The organism is Vibrio sp. LQ2 (genome assembly GCF_023920125.1).
GTDB classification, from domain to species: Bacteria; Pseudomonadota; Gammaproteobacteria; order Enterobacterales; family Vibrionaceae; genus Vibrio; species Vibrio fluvialis.
The window spans coordinates 2186028-2204700 of the sequence record NZ_CP085308.1; the positions used below are offsets into that span (position 1 = coordinate 2186028).

The 18673-nt window shown below is 48.9% G+C and carries 18 protein-coding genes and 5 tRNA genes; 9 read left to right on the forward strand and 14 right to left on the reverse strand.

Annotation, left to right across the window (positions count from 1 at the left end):
- Positions 1–21: 21 nt before the first annotated feature.
- Together LGV68_RS10210 and argR are read right to left on the reverse strand one after the other, a co-directional pair.
- Positions 22–990: a TAXI family TRAP transporter solute-binding subunit gene (locus tag LGV68_RS10210; protein WP_024373457.1), complete on the reverse strand. Its 969-nt coding sequence runs from the start codon at positions 988–990 to the stop codon at positions 22–24.
- 348 nt (positions 991–1338) lie between these two features.
- Positions 1339–1809 carry a transcriptional regulator ArgR gene (argR, locus tag LGV68_RS10215; RefSeq protein ID WP_020332675.1) on the reverse strand — a complete coding sequence of 157 codons (471 nt, stop codon included), beginning with the start codon at positions 1807–1809 and terminating at the stop codon, positions 1339–1341.
- A 329-nt stretch (positions 1810–2138) separates the two neighbouring features.
- Here argR and mdh point away from each other — a divergent pair, with 329 nt between their 5' ends.
- Positions 2139–3071, forward strand: a complete 933-nt coding sequence (mdh, locus tag LGV68_RS10220) for a malate dehydrogenase (protein ID WP_020332676.1) — start codon at positions 2139–2141, stop codon at positions 3069–3071.
- A gap of 353 nt (positions 3072–3424) precedes the next feature.
- Positions 3425–4831, forward strand: coding sequence for a basic amino acid/polyamine antiporter (locus LGV68_RS10225; protein WP_020332677.1), 1407 nt, complete (start codon positions 3425–3427; stop codon positions 4829–4831).
- Between the two features lie 70 nt (positions 4832–4901).
- On the opposite strand, the gene ispB is transcribed toward LGV68_RS10225, so the two are convergent.
- A complete protein-coding gene (gene ispB / locus LGV68_RS10230; RefSeq protein ID WP_208592681.1) occupies positions 4902–5873 on the reverse strand; it encodes an octaprenyl diphosphate synthase in 972 nt (323 codons plus the stop codon).
- 271 nt (positions 5874–6144) lie between these two features.
- On the opposite strand from ispB, the gene rplU reads away from it, so the two are divergent.
- The 6 genes from rplU to folA all read left to right on the forward strand — a co-directional run bounded on the left by rplU (position 6145) and on the right by folA (position 10069).
- Positions 6145–6456: a 50S ribosomal protein L21 gene (gene rplU / locus LGV68_RS10235; protein WP_020332679.1), complete on the forward strand. Its 312-nt coding sequence runs from the start codon at positions 6145–6147 to the stop codon at positions 6454–6456.
- Between the two features lie 20 nt (positions 6457–6476).
- Positions 6477–6734 carry a 50S ribosomal protein L27 gene (gene rpmA / locus LGV68_RS10240; RefSeq protein WP_014205843.1) on the forward strand — a complete coding sequence of 86 codons (258 nt, stop codon included), beginning with the start codon at positions 6477–6479 and terminating at the stop codon, positions 6732–6734.
- A 219-nt stretch (positions 6735–6953) separates the two neighbouring features.
- Entirely contained in the window at positions 6954–8129 is a 1176-nt protein-coding gene (gene cgtA / locus LGV68_RS10245; protein ID WP_020332680.1) for an Obg family GTPase CgtA, read from the forward strand.
- Positions 8130–8298: 169 nt separating this feature from the next.
- On the forward strand, positions 8299–9060 hold the full coding sequence (locus LGV68_RS10250) for a threonine/serine exporter ThrE family protein (RefSeq protein ID WP_020332683.1): 762 nt from the start codon (positions 8299–8301) through the stop codon (positions 9058–9060).
- A 1-nt stretch (position 9061) separates the two neighbouring features.
- Positions 9062–9535: a threonine/serine exporter family protein gene (locus LGV68_RS10255; protein WP_024373459.1), complete on the forward strand. Its 474-nt coding sequence runs from the start codon at positions 9062–9064 to the stop codon at positions 9533–9535.
- Between the two features lie 39 nt (positions 9536–9574).
- Positions 9575–10069, forward strand: a complete 495-nt coding sequence (folA, locus tag LGV68_RS10260; RefSeq protein ID WP_055452906.1) for a type 3 dihydrofolate reductase — start codon at positions 9575–9577, stop codon at positions 10067–10069.
- Positions 10070–10100: 31 nt separating this feature from the next.
- Here the strand turns inward: folA and apaH are convergent, their stop codons facing one another.
- From apaH to lptD, 6 genes are all read right to left on the reverse strand, one after another.
- On the reverse strand, positions 10101–10916 hold the full coding sequence (apaH, locus tag LGV68_RS10265) for a bis(5'-nucleosyl)-tetraphosphatase (symmetrical) ApaH (protein WP_252536693.1): 816 nt from the start codon (positions 10914–10916) through the stop codon (positions 10101–10103).
- Between the two features lie 11 nt (positions 10917–10927).
- Positions 10928–11308 carry a Co2+/Mg2+ efflux protein ApaG gene (apaG, locus tag LGV68_RS10270; protein ID WP_020332687.1) on the reverse strand — a complete coding sequence of 127 codons (381 nt, stop codon included), beginning with the start codon at positions 11306–11308 and terminating at the stop codon, positions 10928–10930.
- A 68-nt stretch (positions 11309–11376) separates the two neighbouring features.
- A complete protein-coding gene (gene rsmA, locus LGV68_RS10275) occupies positions 11377–12192 on the reverse strand; it encodes a 16S rRNA (adenine(1518)-N(6)/adenine(1519)-N(6))-dimethyltransferase RsmA (protein WP_020332688.1) in 816 nt (271 codons plus the stop codon).
- A gap of 20 nt (positions 12193–12212) precedes the next feature.
- The gene (gene pdxA / locus LGV68_RS10280) at positions 12213–13223 is read right to left on the reverse strand and encodes a 4-hydroxythreonine-4-phosphate dehydrogenase PdxA (RefSeq protein WP_172557947.1); all 1011 of its coding nucleotides are present in this window, start codon (positions 13221–13223) and stop codon (positions 12213–12215) included.
- On the reverse strand, positions 13204–14499 hold the full coding sequence (surA, locus tag LGV68_RS10285) for a peptidylprolyl isomerase SurA (protein WP_100268571.1): 1296 nt from the start codon (positions 14497–14499) through the stop codon (positions 13204–13206). Before surA ends, pdxA begins: the two co-directional genes overlap by 20 nt.
- Positions 14500–14560: 61 nt before the next feature.
- Entirely contained in the window at positions 14561–16915 is a 2355-nt protein-coding gene (gene lptD / locus LGV68_RS10290) for an LPS assembly protein LptD (RefSeq protein WP_252536695.1), read from the reverse strand.
- 149 nt (positions 16916–17064) lie between these two features.
- On the opposite strand from lptD, the gene djlA reads away from it, so the two are divergent.
- Complete coding sequence (djlA, locus tag LGV68_RS10295; protein ID WP_020332694.1) at positions 17065–17925, forward strand: co-chaperone DjlA; 861 nt, start codon at positions 17065–17067, stop codon at positions 17923–17925.
- 148 nt (positions 17926–18073) lie between these two features.
- On the opposite strand, the gene LGV68_RS10300 is transcribed toward djlA, so the two are convergent.
- The 5 genes from LGV68_RS10300 to LGV68_RS10320 form a co-directional block, all read right to left on the reverse strand.
- Positions 18074–18149, reverse strand: a tRNA-Asn gene (locus LGV68_RS10300).
- Positions 18150–18163: 14 nt separating this feature from the next.
- Positions 18164–18239: transfer RNA gene (locus tag LGV68_RS10305), tRNA-Thr, on the reverse strand.
- A 37-nt stretch (positions 18240–18276) separates the two neighbouring features.
- Positions 18277–18352: transfer RNA gene (locus tag LGV68_RS10310), tRNA-Asn, on the reverse strand.
- 17 nt (positions 18353–18369) lie between these two features.
- Positions 18370–18445: transfer RNA gene (locus LGV68_RS10315), tRNA-Thr, on the reverse strand.
- A gap of 48 nt (positions 18446–18493) precedes the next feature.
- Positions 18494–18569: transfer RNA gene (locus LGV68_RS10320), tRNA-Phe, on the reverse strand.
- Positions 18570–18673: the final 104 nt, after the last annotated feature.

Here is an 18673-nt window from a genome sequence, read left to right on the forward strand (position 1 = left end):
ATGGAGCGATATCTGACTTAATTACTTAAGCAGACCCACTTCTTTGTAGTATTTCACTGCACCTGGGTGTAGCGGAATTGAGATACCCGCTTTAACCATGTCTTCTTTTTTCAGGTTAGCAAAAGCCGGGTGAAGACGAGTAAAGGTGTCGAAGTTTTCAAACACAGCTTTGGCTACGTTGTAAGCTACTTCATCTGGCACGTCTGCACTGGTCACCAGTGTTGCTGCCACACCAAAACTTTTCACGTCAGTGTCTGTACCACGGTACATACCAGCCGGGACGGTGCTGTATGCGTAGTAAGGGTTTTGTGCCACGATTTTATCGATTTCTGGACCAGTTGCTGGTACCAGTTTGGCATCACAAGACGTTGTTGCTTCTTTGATTGAACCGTTCGGGTGGCCAACCATGTAGATGAATGCGTCGATCTTGTTGTCACACAGGGCTTGAGAACGCTCAGAGCCTTTCAGTTCCGATGCCAGTTTGAAGCTGTCGTTAGTCCAGCCAAAAGCATCCATCACAACCTGCATGGTCGCGCGGTCACCAGAACCCGGGTTACCGATGTTAACGCGCTTGCCAACCAGATCTTTTACGTTGTTAATGCCTGAATCTGAGCGAGCGATAATGTTAAAAGGTTCTGTGTGAAGAGAGAACATTGCGCGCAGTTTCTTGTATGGGCCTTGCTGCGCAAATTCACTGGTACCGTTGTAACCGTGATATTGCCAGTCAGACTGAACGATACCGAAGTCCAGTTCGCCAGAACGGATAGTGTTGACGTTGTAGATAGAACCACCGGTGGATTCTACAGAGCAGCGGATGTTGTGTTCCTTACGGTCTTTGTTAACCAGCTTACAAATTGCACCACCAGTCGGGTAGTAAACACCAGTTACCGAACCCGTACCAATTGTGATGAATTCCTGAGCGTTAACCGCGCCTGCACCCAATACTGCAGCAGCAATCGCACCGACCTTAATAATTTTATTCAAAACCATGAATTTCCCTTCCTTCTTTTCATTATTTGCCCCAAAACAAGTGTAGTTGCTTTGGACGTTTCTTCATCGAGAAACGGAAGCTTTTTCAATCCATATGTTGAAAAAGTGGCTGAATAATACCAAAAAATTGAAAGATAATTATAGGATTGTAAAAAAATGTAGCGAAACAGGCTGGTTTTCTAACCAGAATTCAGTGGGAAACTGATGGGCTAACTATCTAAGAATCAAAGGGTTAGAAGTGGTTGTCAGCAGGGAAGAAGAGTTAGTTAAGATGTGATTGGAGTCACGCGCAACGAGCACTGCGTGACTCCATCATTCTGTTTTCTCTACAATTTCTCAATTGTGAGATTAGCCGGCGTACTCAAAAAGTTCACATACGGACTTAAACAGCTGCTTGGTGGTGATACTCATGGTCGGCGTGATGAAGATAGTGTCATCGCCGGCGACAACACCTAAAATGCCTTCAGATTTACCCAGTGAATCCAGTAGACGGGCAATCAGCTGAGCAGCGCCTGGGCCAGTGTGGATCACGACTAGAGCACTGTTGTGGTCGATATCAAGTACCAGTTCACGCAGTGAGCTGGAAACGGTCGGTACACCAAGCTCAGCGGGCAGACAGTAAACCATCTCCATTTTCGCATTGCGGGTACGAACTGCGCCGAATTTGGTCAGCATGCGTGACACTTTCGACTGGTTAATATTATCAAACCCTTCGTTTTTCAGTGCGTCCACAATATCGCCCTGAGAGCCAAAGCGTTCCTCTTTAAGCAGAGCTTTAAAAGCTCGGACTAGATTGTCTTGTTTGTCTGTATGGCGCATCGTTCTTCTTACTATCGCTGATTCAATAACTGTCGCACATTTTCCCATAGGTGGGGGAGCTGTGCCAAATTATCGCTCAAAACTGTCTAAAGGGTCACTGTAAAAGTGACAATTATTCGCTTAGATAGCACTTTAAACCTTTGTCATCGAAGAAAAATAGACCCATAATCGCCCGCGGAGTTGTAGCACGCCAATGCGTGGTTGCGCAAAGTCGCAAAGCTGAGGTTAATTGATTGTAATCAACTTGTGATTGCTATAGCTTCTTGGGGTCGGATACTAGATACCCTACCAAAACATTAATAAGAGAATTACTCTCAAGGAGAACTACGATGAAAGTCGCTGTTATTGGTGCCGCTGGCGGCATCGGTCAAGCCCTAGCTCTATTATTGAAAAACCGTCTTCCTGCAGGTTCTGATCTTGCTCTGTACGATATTGCTCCGGTAACTCCGGGCGTTGCAGCGGACCTGAGCCACATCCCAACTCCTGTTTCTATTAAAGGTTACGCAGGCGAAGATCCAACTCCGGCACTGGATGGTGCAGATGTTGTTCTGATCTCTGCAGGTGTGGCTCGTAAACCAGGTATGGATCGTGCGGATCTTTTCAATGTCAATGCGGGTATTGTCAAAGCACTGGCTGAGCGCATCGCGGTAGTTTGTCCTAATGCATGTATTGGTATCATCACTAACCCTGTTAACACGACTGTGCCAATCGCGGCAGAAGTGCTGAAGAAAGCAGGCGTATACGACAAGCGCAAACTGTTCGGCGTGACGACTCTGGACGTGATCCGTTCTGAGACATTCGTTGCTGAGCTGAAAGACAAAGATCCAGGTCAGGTTCGTGTTCCGGTTATCGGTGGTCACTCAGGTGTGACTATCCTGCCTCTGCTGTCTCAGGTTGAAGGTGTTGAGTTCACGGCAGAAGAAGTAGAAGCGCTGACTAAGCGTATCCAAAACGCAGGTACTGAAGTGGTTGAAGCTAAGGCGGGTGGCGGCTCTGCAACTCTGTCTATGGGCCAGGCTGCATGCCGTTTCGGTCTGTCTCTGGTGAAAGCACTGCAAGGCGAGAGCGTGGTTGAATACGCTTACGTTGAAGGTGCAGGCGAGCACGCGCCATTCTTCGCACAACCAGTGAAACTGGGCAAAGACGGTGTTGAAGAAGTACTGAGCTACGGTGAGCTGAGCGCATACGAGCAAGCTGCACTGGAAGGTATGCTGGACACGCTGAATGGTGATATCCAGATCGGTATCGACTTCGTGAAATAATCACGTCGTATCCGAAGATTCAAGGGAGCCGCTTATCGCAGGATAAGCGGCTTTTTTACGTCTATGGTTGGGTGATTAGCAATAGAGCACACTCGTTAAGTTGCTGAATTAATAGTCATTAAGTTTATGTTGTTGCGTATTTTTGTTTAAACATGCTGTTTAAATTGTATTATCTGGAGTTTTTTACCAACTAAAGAGAATTTTGCGTGCAGAAGTGTAAGACTTTTTGATCATTGGCAATGAATGTGTCGTTAATGACACTTTCTCGGTGACATGGATCACGCCATGTCTGCAGACTTGTTCAATTTGTCATTAAAATAGCGCTCTTCTCGAATGCAGAATCGGAAATCACCATGGATAACAAACTGGGTTTAGGCTCTTTAACCGCGTTGGTCATTGGTTCAATGATTGGCGCTGGTGTCTTTAGTCTGCCGCAAAACATGGCCGCAGTCGCCAGCCCTCTGGCTGTCATGATCGGCTGGACCATTACCGGGGTGGGCATGATCTTTCTTGCACTCTCATTTCAGCAACTGGCTATGCACAAGCCACACATCAACAGCGGTGTGTTCGGTTATGCACGCGAAGGTTTTGGCGATTTCACCGGATTCTGCTCCGCCTGGGGTTACTGGTTCAGCGCCATGGTGGCGAATGTCTCGTATCTGGTTATTGTCTTCAGCACGCTCGGCATGTTGTTTGATACACCGGAGCGTACCCTATTTGGCAGCGGAAATACGTTGCTGTCGGTCGGCGGGGCATCAGTACTGCTGTGGGCTGTCCATCTACTGGTTCTGCGCGGCGTTAAAACGGCTGCCCTGATAAATGTCGTTACCACCTGCGCGAAGATGGTGCCATTGCTGCTGTTTATCGTCTGCGCCGCATTGGCGTTTAAATGGCAGACATTCACGGTCGATTTCTCGGGGCTCCATTTTGGCGCGGATCATGATCTCTGGGCGCAGATCAAAGCAACCATGTTGATCACTGTCTGGGTATTCATCGGTGTCGAAGGGGCGGTCGTTGTTTCCAACCGTGCGCGTCATCGTAAAGATATCGGTCGGGCAACCATCCTTGGCCTGCTGACCGCGCTGTCCATTTACGTATTTGTGACGTTGCTTTCAATGGGGGTGATTCGTCCGGTTGAACTGGCGCACTACCAGAACCCGTCAATGGCAAAAGTACTTACAGAGATACTCGGCCCGTGGGGCCAGTACATCATTGCGGGGGGGCTGCTCATTTCGGTGTGTGGCGCGTTCTTGAGTTGGACGGTATTGGCGTCAGAAGCACCTTATCTTGGCGCCAAAGACAAGATGTTTCCGTCACGTTATGCCAAGCAGAATGCGGCTGGCAGCCCGTATCAGGCACTGACGCTGACCAACATCTGTATTCAGATTTCACTGATCCTAGTGATGTTTGCCGGTAGTACTTATGACACGCTGCTGGTATTGGCGTCTGAAATGATCCTGGTGCCGTATTTTCTGGTGGGCGCTTATACCCTGAAACTGGCGCTGGAGCGCAAGGACAGAGGCCGCATGCTGGCGATTGGTGTCGGGGCAAGTCTGTATGGTGTTTGGCTGTTGTACGCATCCGGGCTCAATTACTTGATGCTGTCAGCGCTGCTATATCTGCCGGGGATGCTGTTTTACGTCAAAGCAAAGAAAGAGCAAGGCAGAAGCCCGTTTATGGGAAAAGAGCGCTTGGGCGCTTATTCTCTCACGGCCGTCGCGGTGGTGGCATGCGGTATGCTATGGCAGGGATGGCTGTAAGTCGCTTGAATGGCTAATAAAAAGCCTCGCAATGGCGAGGCTTTTTTTGCTCAAAGCAAAGTGCAGGAGATTATTTACTGCGATTGACGGCCATGTGCGCCAGTGCCACCAGAGCCTCTTTGTATTCACTCTCGGGCAGAATCGTCAGCTCTGTGATCGCTTTATCCGCTTCTTCGTTAGCTTTGGCAATGGTGTATTCCAGCGACCCCGTTTCTTGCATCGCCGCTAAAATTTCTTCCAAGCGTTCCATGCCGTTCGCTTTCTCAATCGCTTCGCGAATCATCGCTGCTTGCTGAGGGTTACCGTGGCGCATCGCGTACAGAAGCGGCAGAGTTGGTTTACCTTCAGCGAGATCATCGCCGACGTTTTTACCCATCTCTTTGCCATCGGAGGTGTAGTCCATGACATCATCAATCAGCTGGAATGCGGTGCCCAAATATTTACCGTAGTTTTGCAACGCGGTTTCAATCTCGGGTGATGCATCGGCTAAGATGGCTCCAATTTGAGTGGCTGCTTCAAACAGACGGGCTGTTTTGGAGTAGATGACCTGCATGTAGCTTGCTTCAGTGGTGTCCGGATCGTTGCAGTTCATTAATTGCTGCACTTCACCTTCAGCAATGACGTTCACGGCTTCACTCATTAGTTGCAGGATCTTCATGGATCCCAGTTCAACCATCATCTGAAACGAGCGAGTGTAAATGTAATCGCCGACCAACACGCTGGCGGCATTGCCAAATGCAGCGTTTGCGGTGGCTTTACCACGGCGCATGTCCGATTCATCGACCACATCGTCGTGAAGCAGCGTGGCGGTGTGGGTAAACTCGATAAATGCGGCTGCGAGTGTATGACCTTCGCCTCGATAACCCAATGCTTTTGCTGATAACACAGCCAGTAGCGGGCGCAGACGTTTACCACCACCACTGACAATGTAGAAGCCAAGTTGGTTGATGAGAGAAACGTCAGAGTTGAGTTGGGCTTGAATAGTTTCATTCACTTTTGCCATGTCATTGGCAGTAAGCGTTTGGATAGCTTTAAAATCCATCGTAAATCCGGCTGAAGTTAGAGCGTGTAAGGCATTTTGTTCTTCGATAATCAGTGAATAATACACTAAAAAATATTGATTAATACATGGCTTAAAGGCATGATTGCGGCACTTTTGATTGGCGATTAGCTTTTCGCCAATTTTTTTCAAATATGGCTTGTCATAGGGACGCCATTCACGTAGAATCTGCGCCCTATTGATGATTAGTTTAGCGCACACCCTTATTGCTCAAAATATAAGCATTGGCTGTGCGGAAAGAGCGGAGTAAAATATGTACGCTGTTTTCCAATCTGGTGGTAAACAACACCGTGTAAGCGAAGGTCAAACTCTTCGTTTAGAGAAATTAGACGTTGAAACTGGCGCAACTGTAGAATTTGATAAAGTTCTGCTGGTTGCTAACGGTGAAGAAGTGAAAGTTGGCGCTCCTCTTGTAGAGGGCGGCAAAGTGACTGCAGAAGTTGTACAACACGGTCGTGGCGATAAAATTAAAATCGTTAAGTTCCGTCGTCGTAAGCACTCTCGCAAGCAACAAGGTCACCGTCAGTGGTTCACAGAAGTGAAAATCACTGGTATCAACGCTTAAGTTATTAGGAGAGTTTAACAATGGCACACAAAAAAGCTGGTGGTTCTACTCGTAACGGCCGCGATTCTGAAAGTAAACGTCTAGGTGTTAAACGTTTCGGCGGTGAATCTGTTCTTGCAGGTAACATCATCGTTCGTCAACGTGGCACTAAGTTCCACGCTGGTACTAACGTAGGTATCGGTAAAGACCACACTCTATTCGCTCTATCTGACGGTAAAGTGAAGTTCGAAGTGAAAGGTCCTAAAAACCGTAAATTCGTTAGCATCGAAGCTGAATAAGTTTAGTTTCTCGATGAATTTAAAAGCCCTGCCGTTAGGTGGGGTTTTTTATTTATCTGGACGTGAGAAGAGCCAATAACAAGAGGCCCTGCGCTGCAGAGCGGCTTGTTATCTGTTCCCAAGCAGAAGGTCTGGACCGTTCATTGCGGTGGCACTTCTGCTAAAATTTATATCATTGGTAAGTGATGATATTGCAACGCAAGTAATGCGGAGTAAGTAATGAAATTCGTTGATGAAGCGGTAATTAAAGTCGAAGCGGGCGATGGCGGTAACGGTGTTGTTAGCTTTTGGCGTGAAAAATTCGTAACGAAAGGTGGCCCTGACGGCGGCGACGGCGGCGATGGTGGCGATGTCTACATCCAAGCTGATGAGAACTTAAATACCCTTGTTGACTATCGTTTCCAGCGTTTTTACGCAGCAGAACGTGGTCAGAACGGTGGCGGTGGTAACTGTACTGGTAAGCGCGGTAAAGATATTACTCTGAAAGTGCCTGTAGGTACTCGCGCAGTGGATATTCACACCAATGAAATCGTGGGTGAAGTCGCTGAACACGGCAAGAAAGTGATGGTTGCAAAAGGCGGCTGGCACGGTCTGGGTAACACCCGTTTTAAATCGTCTGTAAACCGCGCTCCACGTCAAAAAACGATGGGTACGAAAGGTGAAGTTCGTGAACTTCGTCTTGAGCTTCTGCTGCTTGCTGACGTAGGTATGTTGGGTTTACCAAATGCAGGTAAATCAACCTTTATCCGCTCTGTATCAGCAGCGAAACCAAAGGTAGCGGATTATCCGTTTACGACCTTGATCCCAAGCTTGGGTGTGGTGAGTGTTGTACCTGAGAAAAGCTTTGTCGTTGCTGACATCCCAGGACTTATCGAAGGTGCCGCTGAAGGCGCAGGTCTGGGTATTCGTTTCTTGAAACACCTAGAGCGTTGTCGCGTGCTATTGCACATGATTGATATTCTGCCGATTGATGGCAGTGAACCGGCACAAAACGCTCTGACCATTATGGATGAGCTAGAGCAGTACAGTGAAAAGCTCGCGAAAAAACCGGTTTGGTTAGTGTTTAACAAAGCCGATCTGATGCTTGAAGAAGAAGCGGATGAAAAGATCCAGGAGATCTTAGAAGCGCTGGCGTGGGAAGGTCCACACTTCAAGATCTCTGCGGTCAACAAGCAAGGCACTGCTGAACTTTGTCGTGAACTGGCTGATTTCATGGAAACTCTACCTCGTGCAGAAGAAGAGTTAAGCGAAGAGCAAAAAGTGGAGTTTATGTGGGACGATTACCACAAAGACGCCATGGCTGGCCGTAATGTTATCACTGAAGAAGATGACGACGACTGGGATGACTGGGACGATGAAGAAGATGACGGTCACGTTATCTACGTCCGCGAATAATTCATTTCTGATGAAATAATCAAGAGCCGCATAGTATTTGCGGCTTTTTTGTGTCTAAATCATGTTTCGTTGCGTTATTTTCATGCAGACTATTGGCTTGTGCCGTTTATTGGGCACACATTTTTATTGAGTCATTTTTTGTGGTAAGTCGGACGTTAGGAAAGGAATCATGGCATCCAAACAGAGAGCGGTTTCTCGTTTGATTGCTCAGGCCGGGCAAATGCTGCTGGCCCACGGAGCAGAAAGTACTTTAGTTGGTGACATCATGCGTCGCATCGGGCTGGCGAGCGGCATGAGCGAAGTCGAAGTGTCATTGTCAGCCAGTTCACTGGTCGTGACCACGGTCTATCAGGAACACTGCATCACGACCACTCGGCGCTGTCCTGATCGTGGTATCAACATGCGCGTGGTTACTCAGATCCAGCGGATCTGCATCATGATGGAGAAGGGCATTCTCGATCATTCTCTGGCACAAAAAAAACTCAACGCGATCAGCCCTGAACGCTATAACCGTTGGTTGGTCGTGTTGATGATCGGACTATCCTGCGCTGCTTTCAGTCGTCTGGCTGGCGGTGACTGGACCGTATTCGCGATTACTTTTGTTGCCTCTTCTGTCGGGATGATTGTGCGTCAGGAAATCGGCCACCGTCATTTCAACCCTCTGCTTAACTTTGCCGCAACCGCTTTTGTCACCTCGGTGATTTCCGCCCAAGCGGTGATTTATCATCTCGGCAATAAACCCACGATTGTGATGGCTTCATCGGTATTGATGCTGGTGCCCGGTTTTCCGTTGATAAACTCGGTGGCAGACATGCTCAAAGGTTACATCAATATGGGCATTGCCCGCTTTGTCATGGCGAGTTTACTCACATTAGCCACTTGTCTGGGAATTATCGCGGCGATGAGTGTGACCGGAATATGGGGATGGTAACATGTTGAGCTGGCAACTTTTGTTCGGACTGATTAACGATATGTTCTTTGCCGCCATTCCGGCGGTGGGGTTTGCGTTGGTGTTTAATGTGCCGGCTCCGGCACTGAAATACTGCGCGTTGGGCGGTGCCATTGGTCACGGCTCGCGCTACCTGATGATGCACTTTGGTGTTCCGATTGAGTGGGCTACCTTCTTTGCTGCCACCATTGTTGGCATGATCGGGGTGCAGTGGTCGCATAAATTCCTCGCTCACCCTAAAGTGTTTACGGTGGCCGCGCTCATCCCAATGGTGCCCGGCGTGTTCGCTTATAAAGCGATGATTGCGATGGTTGAGATCAACCATCTTGGCTTTACACCTGAGCTACTGGAAACCTTACTGGAAAACTTCCTCAAAGCGATGTTTATCATTGCGGGCTTGGCGGTTGGCCTTGCGGTTCCGGGGCTGCTATTCTATCGTCGCAAACCGATTGTATAGATCCCACCGACCTGGTGGCACGAGCTTAGGAAGAAATTGATGATCATCAGCATGATTGCCGCGATGGCAAGCGACCGAATTATCGGCAAGGATAATCAGATGCCGTGGCATCTTCCGGCAGACTTTGTCTGGTTTAAACGTTGTACGATGGGAAAACCTGTGGTGATGGGGCGTAAAACGTATCAATCTATAGGCCGTCCATTGCCGGGGCGTCAGAACATTGTGATTAGCCGGGATCCGAATTTGGTCATTGAGGGGGTCGATGTAGTGAACTCTATTGATGCTGCGCTGGACAAAGCGGGAGCGGCACAAGAAGTGATGATCATTGGTGGAGGAAGCATCTACGCAGAATGTCTGCCGCGCGCGGATAAGCTGTATGTAACGCTGATTGATGCTCATCTTGACGGTGATACTCAGTTCCCGGATTGGGGGACTGGATGGTTGGAAACTCATCGCGAACACTATCACTCGGATGAGAAAAACCAATACGACATGGATTTTGTGATTCTGGAACGTGAGTCAGTGCGCGAATGAAAAAGCCCGGTGAGACCGGGCTTTTTGCTGTTTAATCGTCGTAGCGTAGTGCGGGTTGTTCAAAGTACGTTTTGTCTTCCCAGCGCAGCAGGGTCAATGTGCCGCCCCATACACAGCCTGTATCCAGGCCGATGATGTCACTACTGCGATAGCCTTCCAAAGCGGCCCAGTGACCAAACACCACGGTTTTATCAAGTCTAATACGGTTTTGCAGTGCAAACCAAGGCACCAAGCTGCCATCGGTGACCTCATTCGGGGGCAGTTTGCATTTCATGTCCAACCGCCCGTCAGCAAAACAAAAACGCATCCGCGTGTAGCTGTTAATAATGTAGCGGTAGCGTTCGATACCACTGAATTCGTCATTCCAGTGATCCGGTTGATTGCTATACATATTCTCAATTAGCCAGCCCCAACGCTCACTCTGTAGCAGGGTTTCAATTTCTCTGGCTGTCGAGCGGGCAGTGGGTAAATCCCACAGTGGAGAGATACCAGCGTGGGCCAAGACAAATTCATCGTGCTCTTGCAGCAGTGGCTGTTGGCGAATCCATTCCAATAGCGCAGGGCCATCCTCTGCCTCTAATATCGGCAGAGTTTTATCTTTCTTTTTGATCGGATGAATGCCACGAGCGACGGCCAGAAGATGCAGATCATGGTTACCGAGCACGACTTTAGCTGATGTGCCCAACTGGCGGATAAAACGCAGGGTTTCGAGCGATTTTGGCCCGCGGGCAACCAGATCGCCGGCAACCCATAGAGTATCTTGCTCGGGATTAAACGCTACCCGATTAAGCAACAGCTGCAATTCGTCGAAGCAGCCCTGAATGTCACCAACAATGTAATTCGACAATGCAGACTCCGTTAATTCAGTACATTGGGAACTGCAAGGCGGAACGGCTCGATATCGGCAATAAATTCCTCACCTGCCTGATTATGCATGATGTAGTGGCCTTGCATGACGCCAACCGGGGTTTCCAGCGCGGTACCGCTGCTGTAGGTGTATTCGTCATTGGCCGGAATCACGGGTTGTTCTCCGACCACGCCATCGCCTTCCACAGTCATCTGTTTGCCGTTGGAATCAGTGATGAGCCAGCGGCGGCTGATCAGTTGCACGTTTTCATTGCTGAGGTTTTTAATCGTGATCAGATAGGCAAACACATAGCGCTGGAATTCTGGGTTGGATTGCTCAGGGATGTATTTGGTGTGAACCTGGATCTTGATACAAGGATTGGAAATATCCATGAAAACTCCTTATCCGGATATCGAGGCGTGAAAATAGACAAAGGATGACACTCGGTCATCCTTTGTATTTATGCCTGTTGCACGTGGTTGGCGTCAAGCCAGTTGGCCATGGCCACGAACTGCTGCAGGGTCAGGTTTTCAGGGCGCATGCCAGCATTGACACCGAGCTCCTCCAACACCTCAAGCTCAAGTAAGCCTTTGTAGCAGTTGCGTACCGTTTTGCGACGCTGGTTAAAGCCTTCACGCACTACGCGATCCAGCCATTTCAGGCTGGTGGTTGGGTGTGGCAACACTTCATAAGGCACCAGACGTACCACGGCAGAATCTACTTTTGGCGGCGGAACGAACGCTGTTGGTGGCACTTCCAGTACAGGCACCACTTTACAGTAATACTGCGCCATCACGGTCAGACGTCCGTACGCTTTGCTGCCTGGGCCTGCTGCCAGACGATTGACCACCTCTTTTTGCAGCATGAAATGCATGTCCTGAATATCTTTATGAAATTCGAACAGGTGGAACATCAGCGGTGTAGAGATGTTGTATGGCAGGTTGCCGAAGATGCGTAGTTTGTTGTTTGGCTTCACCAGCTGGGTGAAATCAAAACGCATCGCATCGCCTTCATGAATGGTCAGTTTATCGGCCAGTTCAGGATGATTACGCAGACGCTCAGCCAGATCTCGGTCCAGCTCAATCACGGTAAACTTATCGACTTCGCGGCCAACAGGTTCGGTGATCGCGCCCAGACCAGGACCGATCTCAACCAGGTTTTGACCCGGTTTAGGGTTAATCGCTGATACGATTCCATCAATGATGTAAGGATCGTTCAGGAAGTTCTGACCAAAACGTTTACGCGCTTTGTGTCCTAAGTGGACATCGTTTCTCATAGTGTTCTCGACATTCTAGATCATCGACAAGAGGATGATTTCTTATCAACTAATTCAATAGCTTGAGCGAGTGCTGTTCTAAAACTTCCCACATCGGCCTGACCAGTACCCGCTAAATCGAGCGCGGTGCCGTGGTCGACGGATGTTCGAATAAAAGGCAGACCCAACGTGATATTCACGGAGCGGCCAAAGCCTTTATATTTCAAGACGGGAAGAACCTGATCGTGGTACATGCCCAGAACAGCATCGGCTTGCTGCAAATATTTGTCATTGAAGATGGTGTCGGCCGGTAACGGGCCAATCAGTTGCATGCCATCTTGCTGACGTAATTTTTCCAGGGTAGGGGTGATGGTGTCGATTTCTTCGTGACCCAAAACACCGTCTTCCCCGGCATGTGGATTGAGGCCGCATACATAAATGGTAGGCGTTTCAATCGCAAATTTCTCGACCAAATCCTTGTGGAGAATGTGAATGATCTTTTCCAGACGTTCGCTGGTGACCGCTTTAGACACGTAAGCCAATGGAATATGTGTTGTCACCAGTGCCACACGCAGTCCTTCGGTTGCCAGCATCATCACCACCAACGGGGTGTTGGATTGCTCGGCAAAGAACTCAGTATGACCACTGAATGCGACGCCTGCCCGGTTGATCACTCCCTTGTGAACGGGACCGGTGACAATAGCATCAAATTCATCATTCATACAGCCCGCAGCGGCTCTTTCTAGTGTTTTTAACACATAATGGCCGTTACTTTCGTCCAGTTGCCCGGCAATAACCGGGGTAGCTGCTGGAACATGATCGACGACCAGAGTGCCTGCCTGCTGTGGTTTTGGCTCGGCACTGGCATCGTAGTCTAATAGCGTAACCTGAATACCTAATGTTTCTGCACGCTGTGCCAACATTTGTTTGTCGGCACAAACCACCAGTTGGTGCGTCCAGTCTTCGGTGGACAGGGCCAGCACCAAATCCGGGCCAATGCCGGCAGGCTCGCCGGCAGTGACCACAATTCGTTTAATTGCCATCTTCATCATCCTTCAGGATTTCGACGAATGCACCTGCACGCAGTTCTTGCAACCAGGCACTGGCTTCTTCATTGAACTTGCGATTGAACAGAATTCGGTACGCCTTGTTTTTCAGCGCTGAGTCGGTGCGGTCGACTTCACGGCGGTCTAACACTTCAACGATGTGCCAACCATGCACGGTTTTAAATGGCTGGCTGATCTGGCCAACGGGCAGCGTCTCAACCTGATGTTTAAATTCCGGCACGTACAGATCCGGCGTCTGATAACCCAGTTCGCCGTTCTGGGCCGCTGAACCCGGGTCTTGACTGTATTGCTGCGCCAGTTCGCCAAAGGTCGCTTCACCCGCTTTAATGCGGCGAATAAACTCGTTGAGCTGCTTCTGCGCGCCTTCATCGCTGAGAATGATGGTTGGCTTGATTAGAATATGACGGGCGTTTACTTCGGTGACTGCAACGGTTTCCAGACCTTTCACGTCATCAATTTTCAAAATGTGGAAACCTACACCGCTGCGGAATGGACCGATAATGGTACCTTTATTCTGCATTTTGATTTGATCAGCAAAAATGGTTGGCATCTCTTCTTTACGCATCCAGCCCCAGTCACCGCCTTCCAGCGCTTTTGGTCCTTTTGAGTAGGTGATGGCCATTTTGCTGAAGTCCGCGCCGTTGTTCAGTTCATCCACCAGTTTTTTCGCTTGGGCTTCCACTTCAGATTTATCCTGACCGTCGTTAAAACGAAGTTGAATGTGGCTGATTTTGTACTGCACTGTTGCGTTGGTCTCTTTGGCCAGGAGATCGGCCAGTGTATCGACCTCTGCTGGCAGAATATTGATACGGCGGCGAACCAGAGCGTTGCGCGCTTCGCTGGTTGCCATCTCTTTGCGCACTTGTTCGCGGAATTCTGGGTATGTCAGTCCCTCTTCAGCCACTGAAGTTCGCAGTTGTTCCGGCGTTTGTTTATTTTCACGCGCAATATCATTAATGGCCTGATTGAGGCGGTCATCATCGATACGTACACCGATACGCTCAGCTTCTTGCTCTTGTAGCGTATCAATAATCAGTTTCTCAACGACCTGACCGCGCAGCACGCCCTCGTCCGGGAGCTCACGCCCATTCTTTTTGGCGTTGGCTTTGACGGTCAGGAGCGCGGCATCGATATCGCTTTGTAAAATAACGCCGCTGTTTACGATGACAGCGACACGATCCATTTCAACCGGCTGTGCGTGCAGGGAACCTATGCTCAGCAGTCCGATTAGCGTTAGTAGAGTGTGTTTCCACAATTTCATTAGAAGTCCTATCAAAATCAACGGCCTGACTCTTCAAGCCGGATGGTCGTAATTAAGAAACTCAGTTATTCAGGAAAAATGGTCGGCCGTAACCCAGAGAGTTACTGGCGCTGCTCAGCAGATCAGAACCCGCGCCTACGCTGGTGCCGAAGCCGATGATGCCAAAGTTAACACTGAAGTTATTTTCGTAAATCGGATCTTCGAAGCTGCTGTAGCCGCCGCTAAGAGTTTTATCCCAGTTTTTCAACTGATTACTGTAACTAAAGCCCATATACCAACAGTCAGAGGTATAACGAAGTCCCGCCAACCATTCAATCGCCTGATCGGTGGTTAAATCATAGAAGTACTGACCGTTAAACTGCCATTTGGCCGACAACTGGTAACTGGTCAGCAGGCCTGCCTGAGAAATACCATCTTCCGTCAGATTAGAAACATCAAAGTTAACTGTGTCCTCGATGTACTCTTTTGGAACGTAGCGGTAGTTCGCTTGCACAAAGCCGCCATCAAACCGGTATTCGAGCGTGCTGTTGGCCAGTTGGACGGCGCTGGTATCGATATCATACTGAATACCACCGTGATAGAAGAGGAAGTCATCGTAGTTGAAATCCATTTCTACCGCCCAGGCTGAATAGCTGGACTGGCTGTCATCATCAGAGCTGGAACTGGTCGCTTTGAAGTTTTTGTCGATATAGAAAATCTGACCAAAGGCGATATTCAGGCGCTCTTTATACTGATCGTCGAAAAAGCGAGTGGATGCGCCATAGCTGATTTGGTTTGCCGGAGCAATATAGTCCACACTGCTGTACTTGCGGCTGCGGAACAAGCCGTAGTAATCGGTTTGCAGCAAGGTGGTGTCATAGCGGGCGATATTGCTTTGATCTTCTTTTGGCACGTACAGATATTGAATCTGTGGCTCCAGTGTCTGTGTGTAGTTATCAAACAGAACGGTATCACGCTCCAAAACAATACCCGCGTGAGAGCGGAACTCAGGAATGACACGAGCGACACTCTCTTCGAGGTCTTGATAGTCTTCGTCGGTCAGATCAACACCGTTGAGATCCTGTTGGTAGTAAGTGCCGAGGACGCGCGCTTCAGTTGTCCACGTTCCCCAGGTGGTCGCCAGCGGAATCTTCATACCCGGCTCAACATGCAAACGTGTCGCTGATGGTTTGCCTGATGCGTCAGTTTCAAAACGTGACAGATGGGATTTCAAATCGAGATCCAGATAGCGCATTACTTCCGGCGCGTAGTAGTTGAATGACAGTTGTGGCATCAGACGATACGGCTGACTGGTGCTGGTGGAATCGGCCAACAACAACTGGAACTGACGTACCAGAATCGAAGTATCCCAGTTGGCGCTGCGGTATGACACTTCACCTTCCTGAATCAGCTGACCGTCTTCGCGGTTACCAATGGAGGAACTCAGGTCCGAGAAATAGTTAATGTCACTGACTTTCGAATAATCAACATCCAGTTTCCATGATTGTTGGAAAATACCGCTGTGCTCGTATTGAACGCCCCAACGTTTACCTTCTTCCGGGTTCAATGCGTCATCTGGCAGATATTCAGATTTAATACGACCTGAACCGAAGTCATTCAGGTAACGGAATACGGAATTTAGCTGGGTACCACGTTTGTCCATGTAGTGCAGCGTGGTTTCCAGATCGTAATTCGGTGCTAAGTTCCAATAGACAGGAACTTCTAGTTCAAAACCGTCACGTGAGCCGTAAGAGAGGGTTGGGTAGAGGAAACCGGTTTTACGGGTATCACCAATCGGAACCGTCAGGAATGGTAAATAGAAAATCGGTACATTCTGTACTTCCAGACGCGGGTTGTAGAACGTGGCCTGTTCTTCGTCCTGGTCAATGTCAATGCTGGATGCTTTAAGGCGCCAAGAGCTGTCACCTTCAGGACAAGAGGTAATCGAACCATCTTCGATTTCGTACATTGCCTTGCCCGTTTTAGAAACGTAGGCTGCTTCACCACGTCCAGGCTCACACAAGAATTTATACTTGGTGTTCTCCAGTGTCATCTGGTCGGTGGTGAGGTTATTGGTGGCTTTATCGGAAGTGGTTTTCACCTGACCGTCACTGAAGTTTACGTTACCTTCTGCGACGACCACGTTATCTTTCTGGTGCAAAGTGACGTTGTCTGCCCGAATATGTTTTTTCCCCTGAACCACTACCACGTTGCCGGAATAGGTCGCGCGGTCGCCATTAATTGCTTCTAGCTTATCCGCTTCGACATTGATAGGCTGTTCATTCGGGTTCGTTGGGTCGGGCTGATTCACTAAACATTGATCGATAGTGGGCAGTTCCTGCACACTGTCATCCACCGTAGCGTCTGCTTGAGTCTGAGGCGCGAAGAGCGCGGCGCTAATCGAAGCGGCTAAAAACGTGCGGGAGAAACGTGACATCGAATTGTACTATCCTGTTGAAATTGTTTGAGTCCGATATTGGGAGATTTTTATCAAATAAAAAGCGTTCCCTATCATAAAGGAATTTAACTCTCCCGGCACTATCAGACCACCGCACACCTAAAAAATTCATAGATTGAGAGCACATAATGCATATTTTTGGCAAAATTCTTGGCGCTTTCTTCGGCTTCCTGTTTGGGGGCCCGTTTGGCGCAATCTTTGGCCTGTTTCTTGGGCATCAGTTCGATAAAGCTCGTCGTTTTAACCAGGCTGGATTCAGCACTGGCGGGTTTGGCAATGGTCCTAGCCAGGCTGAGCGTCAGGAAGAATTCTTCAAAGCAGCCTTTGCGGTCATGGGCCATGTCGCGAAAGCGAAAGGGCAGGTCACTAAAGAAGAAATTCAGCTTGCCAGCGTAATGATGGATCGCATGAATCTGCATGGTGATCAGCGTCTTGCTGCACAAGATGCCTTTCGCCAAGGTAAAGAGGCTGATTTTCCGTTGGAACAAGTGTTGGAGAAAGTCCGCATTTCAACTGGCGGTCGCTTTGACCTGTTGCAGTTCTTTCTGGAGCTGCAAATCTCCGCAGCGTTTGCCGATGGCGATATTCATCCTAGTGAGCGCAATGTACTGCACAAAATCGCACGTGGTCTGGGGTTCTCTGCTGACCAGCTGGAGCGCCGCCTGCGCATGCAGGAAGCCGCGTTTCGTTTTCAACAAGGTGGCGGATTTGGTGGTCAACAGGGGCAACAAGGCTATGCTGGCGGTGGTCAGTGGCAACAGGCTTCGAGCAAAGATCGTCTCGCAGATGCTTATTCCGTGCTAGGTGTGGGTGACGACGCCGACGCCAAAGAGATTAAGCGTGCGTACCGTAAACTGATGAACGAACACCATCCGGATAAATTGATGGCCAAAGGCCTACCTCCAGAAATGATGAATGTCGCTAAAGAGAAATCACAAGAGATTCAACATGCTTATGACCTGATCAAAAAGGAAAAGGGCATCAAGTAAGTTTCTATGCGTGATAAGGCGGGCTCAGGCTCGCCTTTTTTCTGGCTGTTTAAATAGAGTGGAGTGGATTCAGTCGTGTGTAACAGGGTGCGGATCTAGGACCGACAGATAAAAGAAAAGCCCAGTCTTTCGACTGAGCTTTCTAATGTGGCTCCCCCTGCAAGACTTGAACTTGCGACATACGGATTAACAGTCCGCCGTTCTACCGACTGAACTAAGGGGGAATAATTTTTTGTAATGGTGCCGACTACCGGAATCGAACTGGTGACCTACTGATTACAAGTCAGTTGCTCTACCTACTGAGCTAAGTCGGCCTTTCAACAAGCTTAATCATAAGCTCACTGATAAAATTGGCTCCCCCTGCAAGACTTGAACTTGCGACATACGGATTAACAGTCCGCCGTTCTACCGACTGAACTAAGGGGGAATTGTTTTTTAGATAAATGGTGCCGACTACCGGAATCGAACTGGTGACCTACTGATTACAAGTCAGTTGCTCTACCTACTGAGCTAAGTCGGCACACTTAATCTTGTTGCATGCTCGTGCGTTACACCAACATCTAAAATATGGTGCCTCGAGGCGGAATCGAACCACCGACACGGGGATTTTCAATCCCCTGCTCTACCGACTGAGCTATCGAGGCAACGGGGTGTATTAAACGAGTTTTCGTTGTGGGCGTCAACAGCAAAATGCAAAAAAAATATCGTTTGTTGCTTTTCTATACTTAGTGGCCTGTTTTTATCCATT

Excerpts from the sequence above, each read along its gene's own strand:
- surA (WP_100268571.1), bottom strand. The coding sequence starts at position 14,499 with ATGAAATTGTGGAAACACACTCTACTAACGCTAATCGGACTGCTGAGC.
- LGV68_RS10250 (WP_020332683.1), top strand. The coding sequence starts at position 8,299 with ATGGCATCCAAACAGAGAGCGGTTTCTCGTTTGATTGCTCAGGCCGGG.
- folA (WP_055452906.1), top strand. The coding sequence starts at position 9,575 with ATGATCATCAGCATGATTGCCGCGATGGCAAGCGACCGAATTATCGGC.
- rplU (WP_020332679.1), top strand. The coding sequence starts at position 6,145 with ATGTACGCTGTTTTCCAATCTGGTGGTAAACAACACCGTGTAAGCGAA.
- LGV68_RS10255 (WP_024373459.1), top strand. The coding sequence starts at position 9,062 with ATGTTGAGCTGGCAACTTTTGTTCGGACTGATTAACGATATGTTCTTT.
- LGV68_RS10210 (WP_024373457.1), bottom strand. The coding sequence starts at position 990 with ATGGTTTTGAATAAAATTATTAAGGTCGGTGCGATTGCTGCTGCAGTA.
- pdxA (WP_172557947.1), bottom strand. The coding sequence starts at position 13,223 with ATGATGAAGATGGCAATTAAACGAATTGTGGTCACTGCCGGCGAGCCT.
- djlA (WP_020332694.1), top strand. The coding sequence starts at position 17,065 with ATGCATATTTTTGGCAAAATTCTTGGCGCTTTCTTCGGCTTCCTGTTT.
- lptD (WP_252536695.1), bottom strand. The coding sequence starts at position 16,915 with ATGTCACGTTTCTCCCGCACGTTTTTAGCCGCTTCGATTAGCGCCGCG.
- ispB (WP_208592681.1), bottom strand. The coding sequence starts at position 5,873 with ATGGATTTTAAAGCTATCCAAACGCTTACTGCCAATGACATGGCAAAA.
- apaG (WP_020332687.1), bottom strand. The coding sequence starts at position 11,308 with ATGGATATTTCCAATCCTTGTATCAAGATCCAGGTTCACACCAAATAC.
- argR (WP_020332675.1), bottom strand. The coding sequence starts at position 1,809 with ATGCGCCATACAGACAAACAAGACAATCTAGTCCGAGCTTTTAAAGCT.
- rsmA (WP_020332688.1), bottom strand. The coding sequence starts at position 12,192 with ATGAGAAACGATGTCCACTTAGGACACAAAGCGCGTAAACGTTTTGGT.
- rpmA (WP_014205843.1), top strand. The coding sequence starts at position 6,477 with ATGGCACACAAAAAAGCTGGTGGTTCTACTCGTAACGGCCGCGATTCT.
- LGV68_RS10225 (WP_020332677.1), top strand. The coding sequence starts at position 3,425 with ATGGATAACAAACTGGGTTTAGGCTCTTTAACCGCGTTGGTCATTGGT.
- mdh (WP_020332676.1), top strand. The coding sequence starts at position 2,139 with ATGAAAGTCGCTGTTATTGGTGCCGCTGGCGGCATCGGTCAAGCCCTA.
- cgtA (WP_020332680.1), top strand. The coding sequence starts at position 6,954 with ATGAAATTCGTTGATGAAGCGGTAATTAAAGTCGAAGCGGGCGATGGC.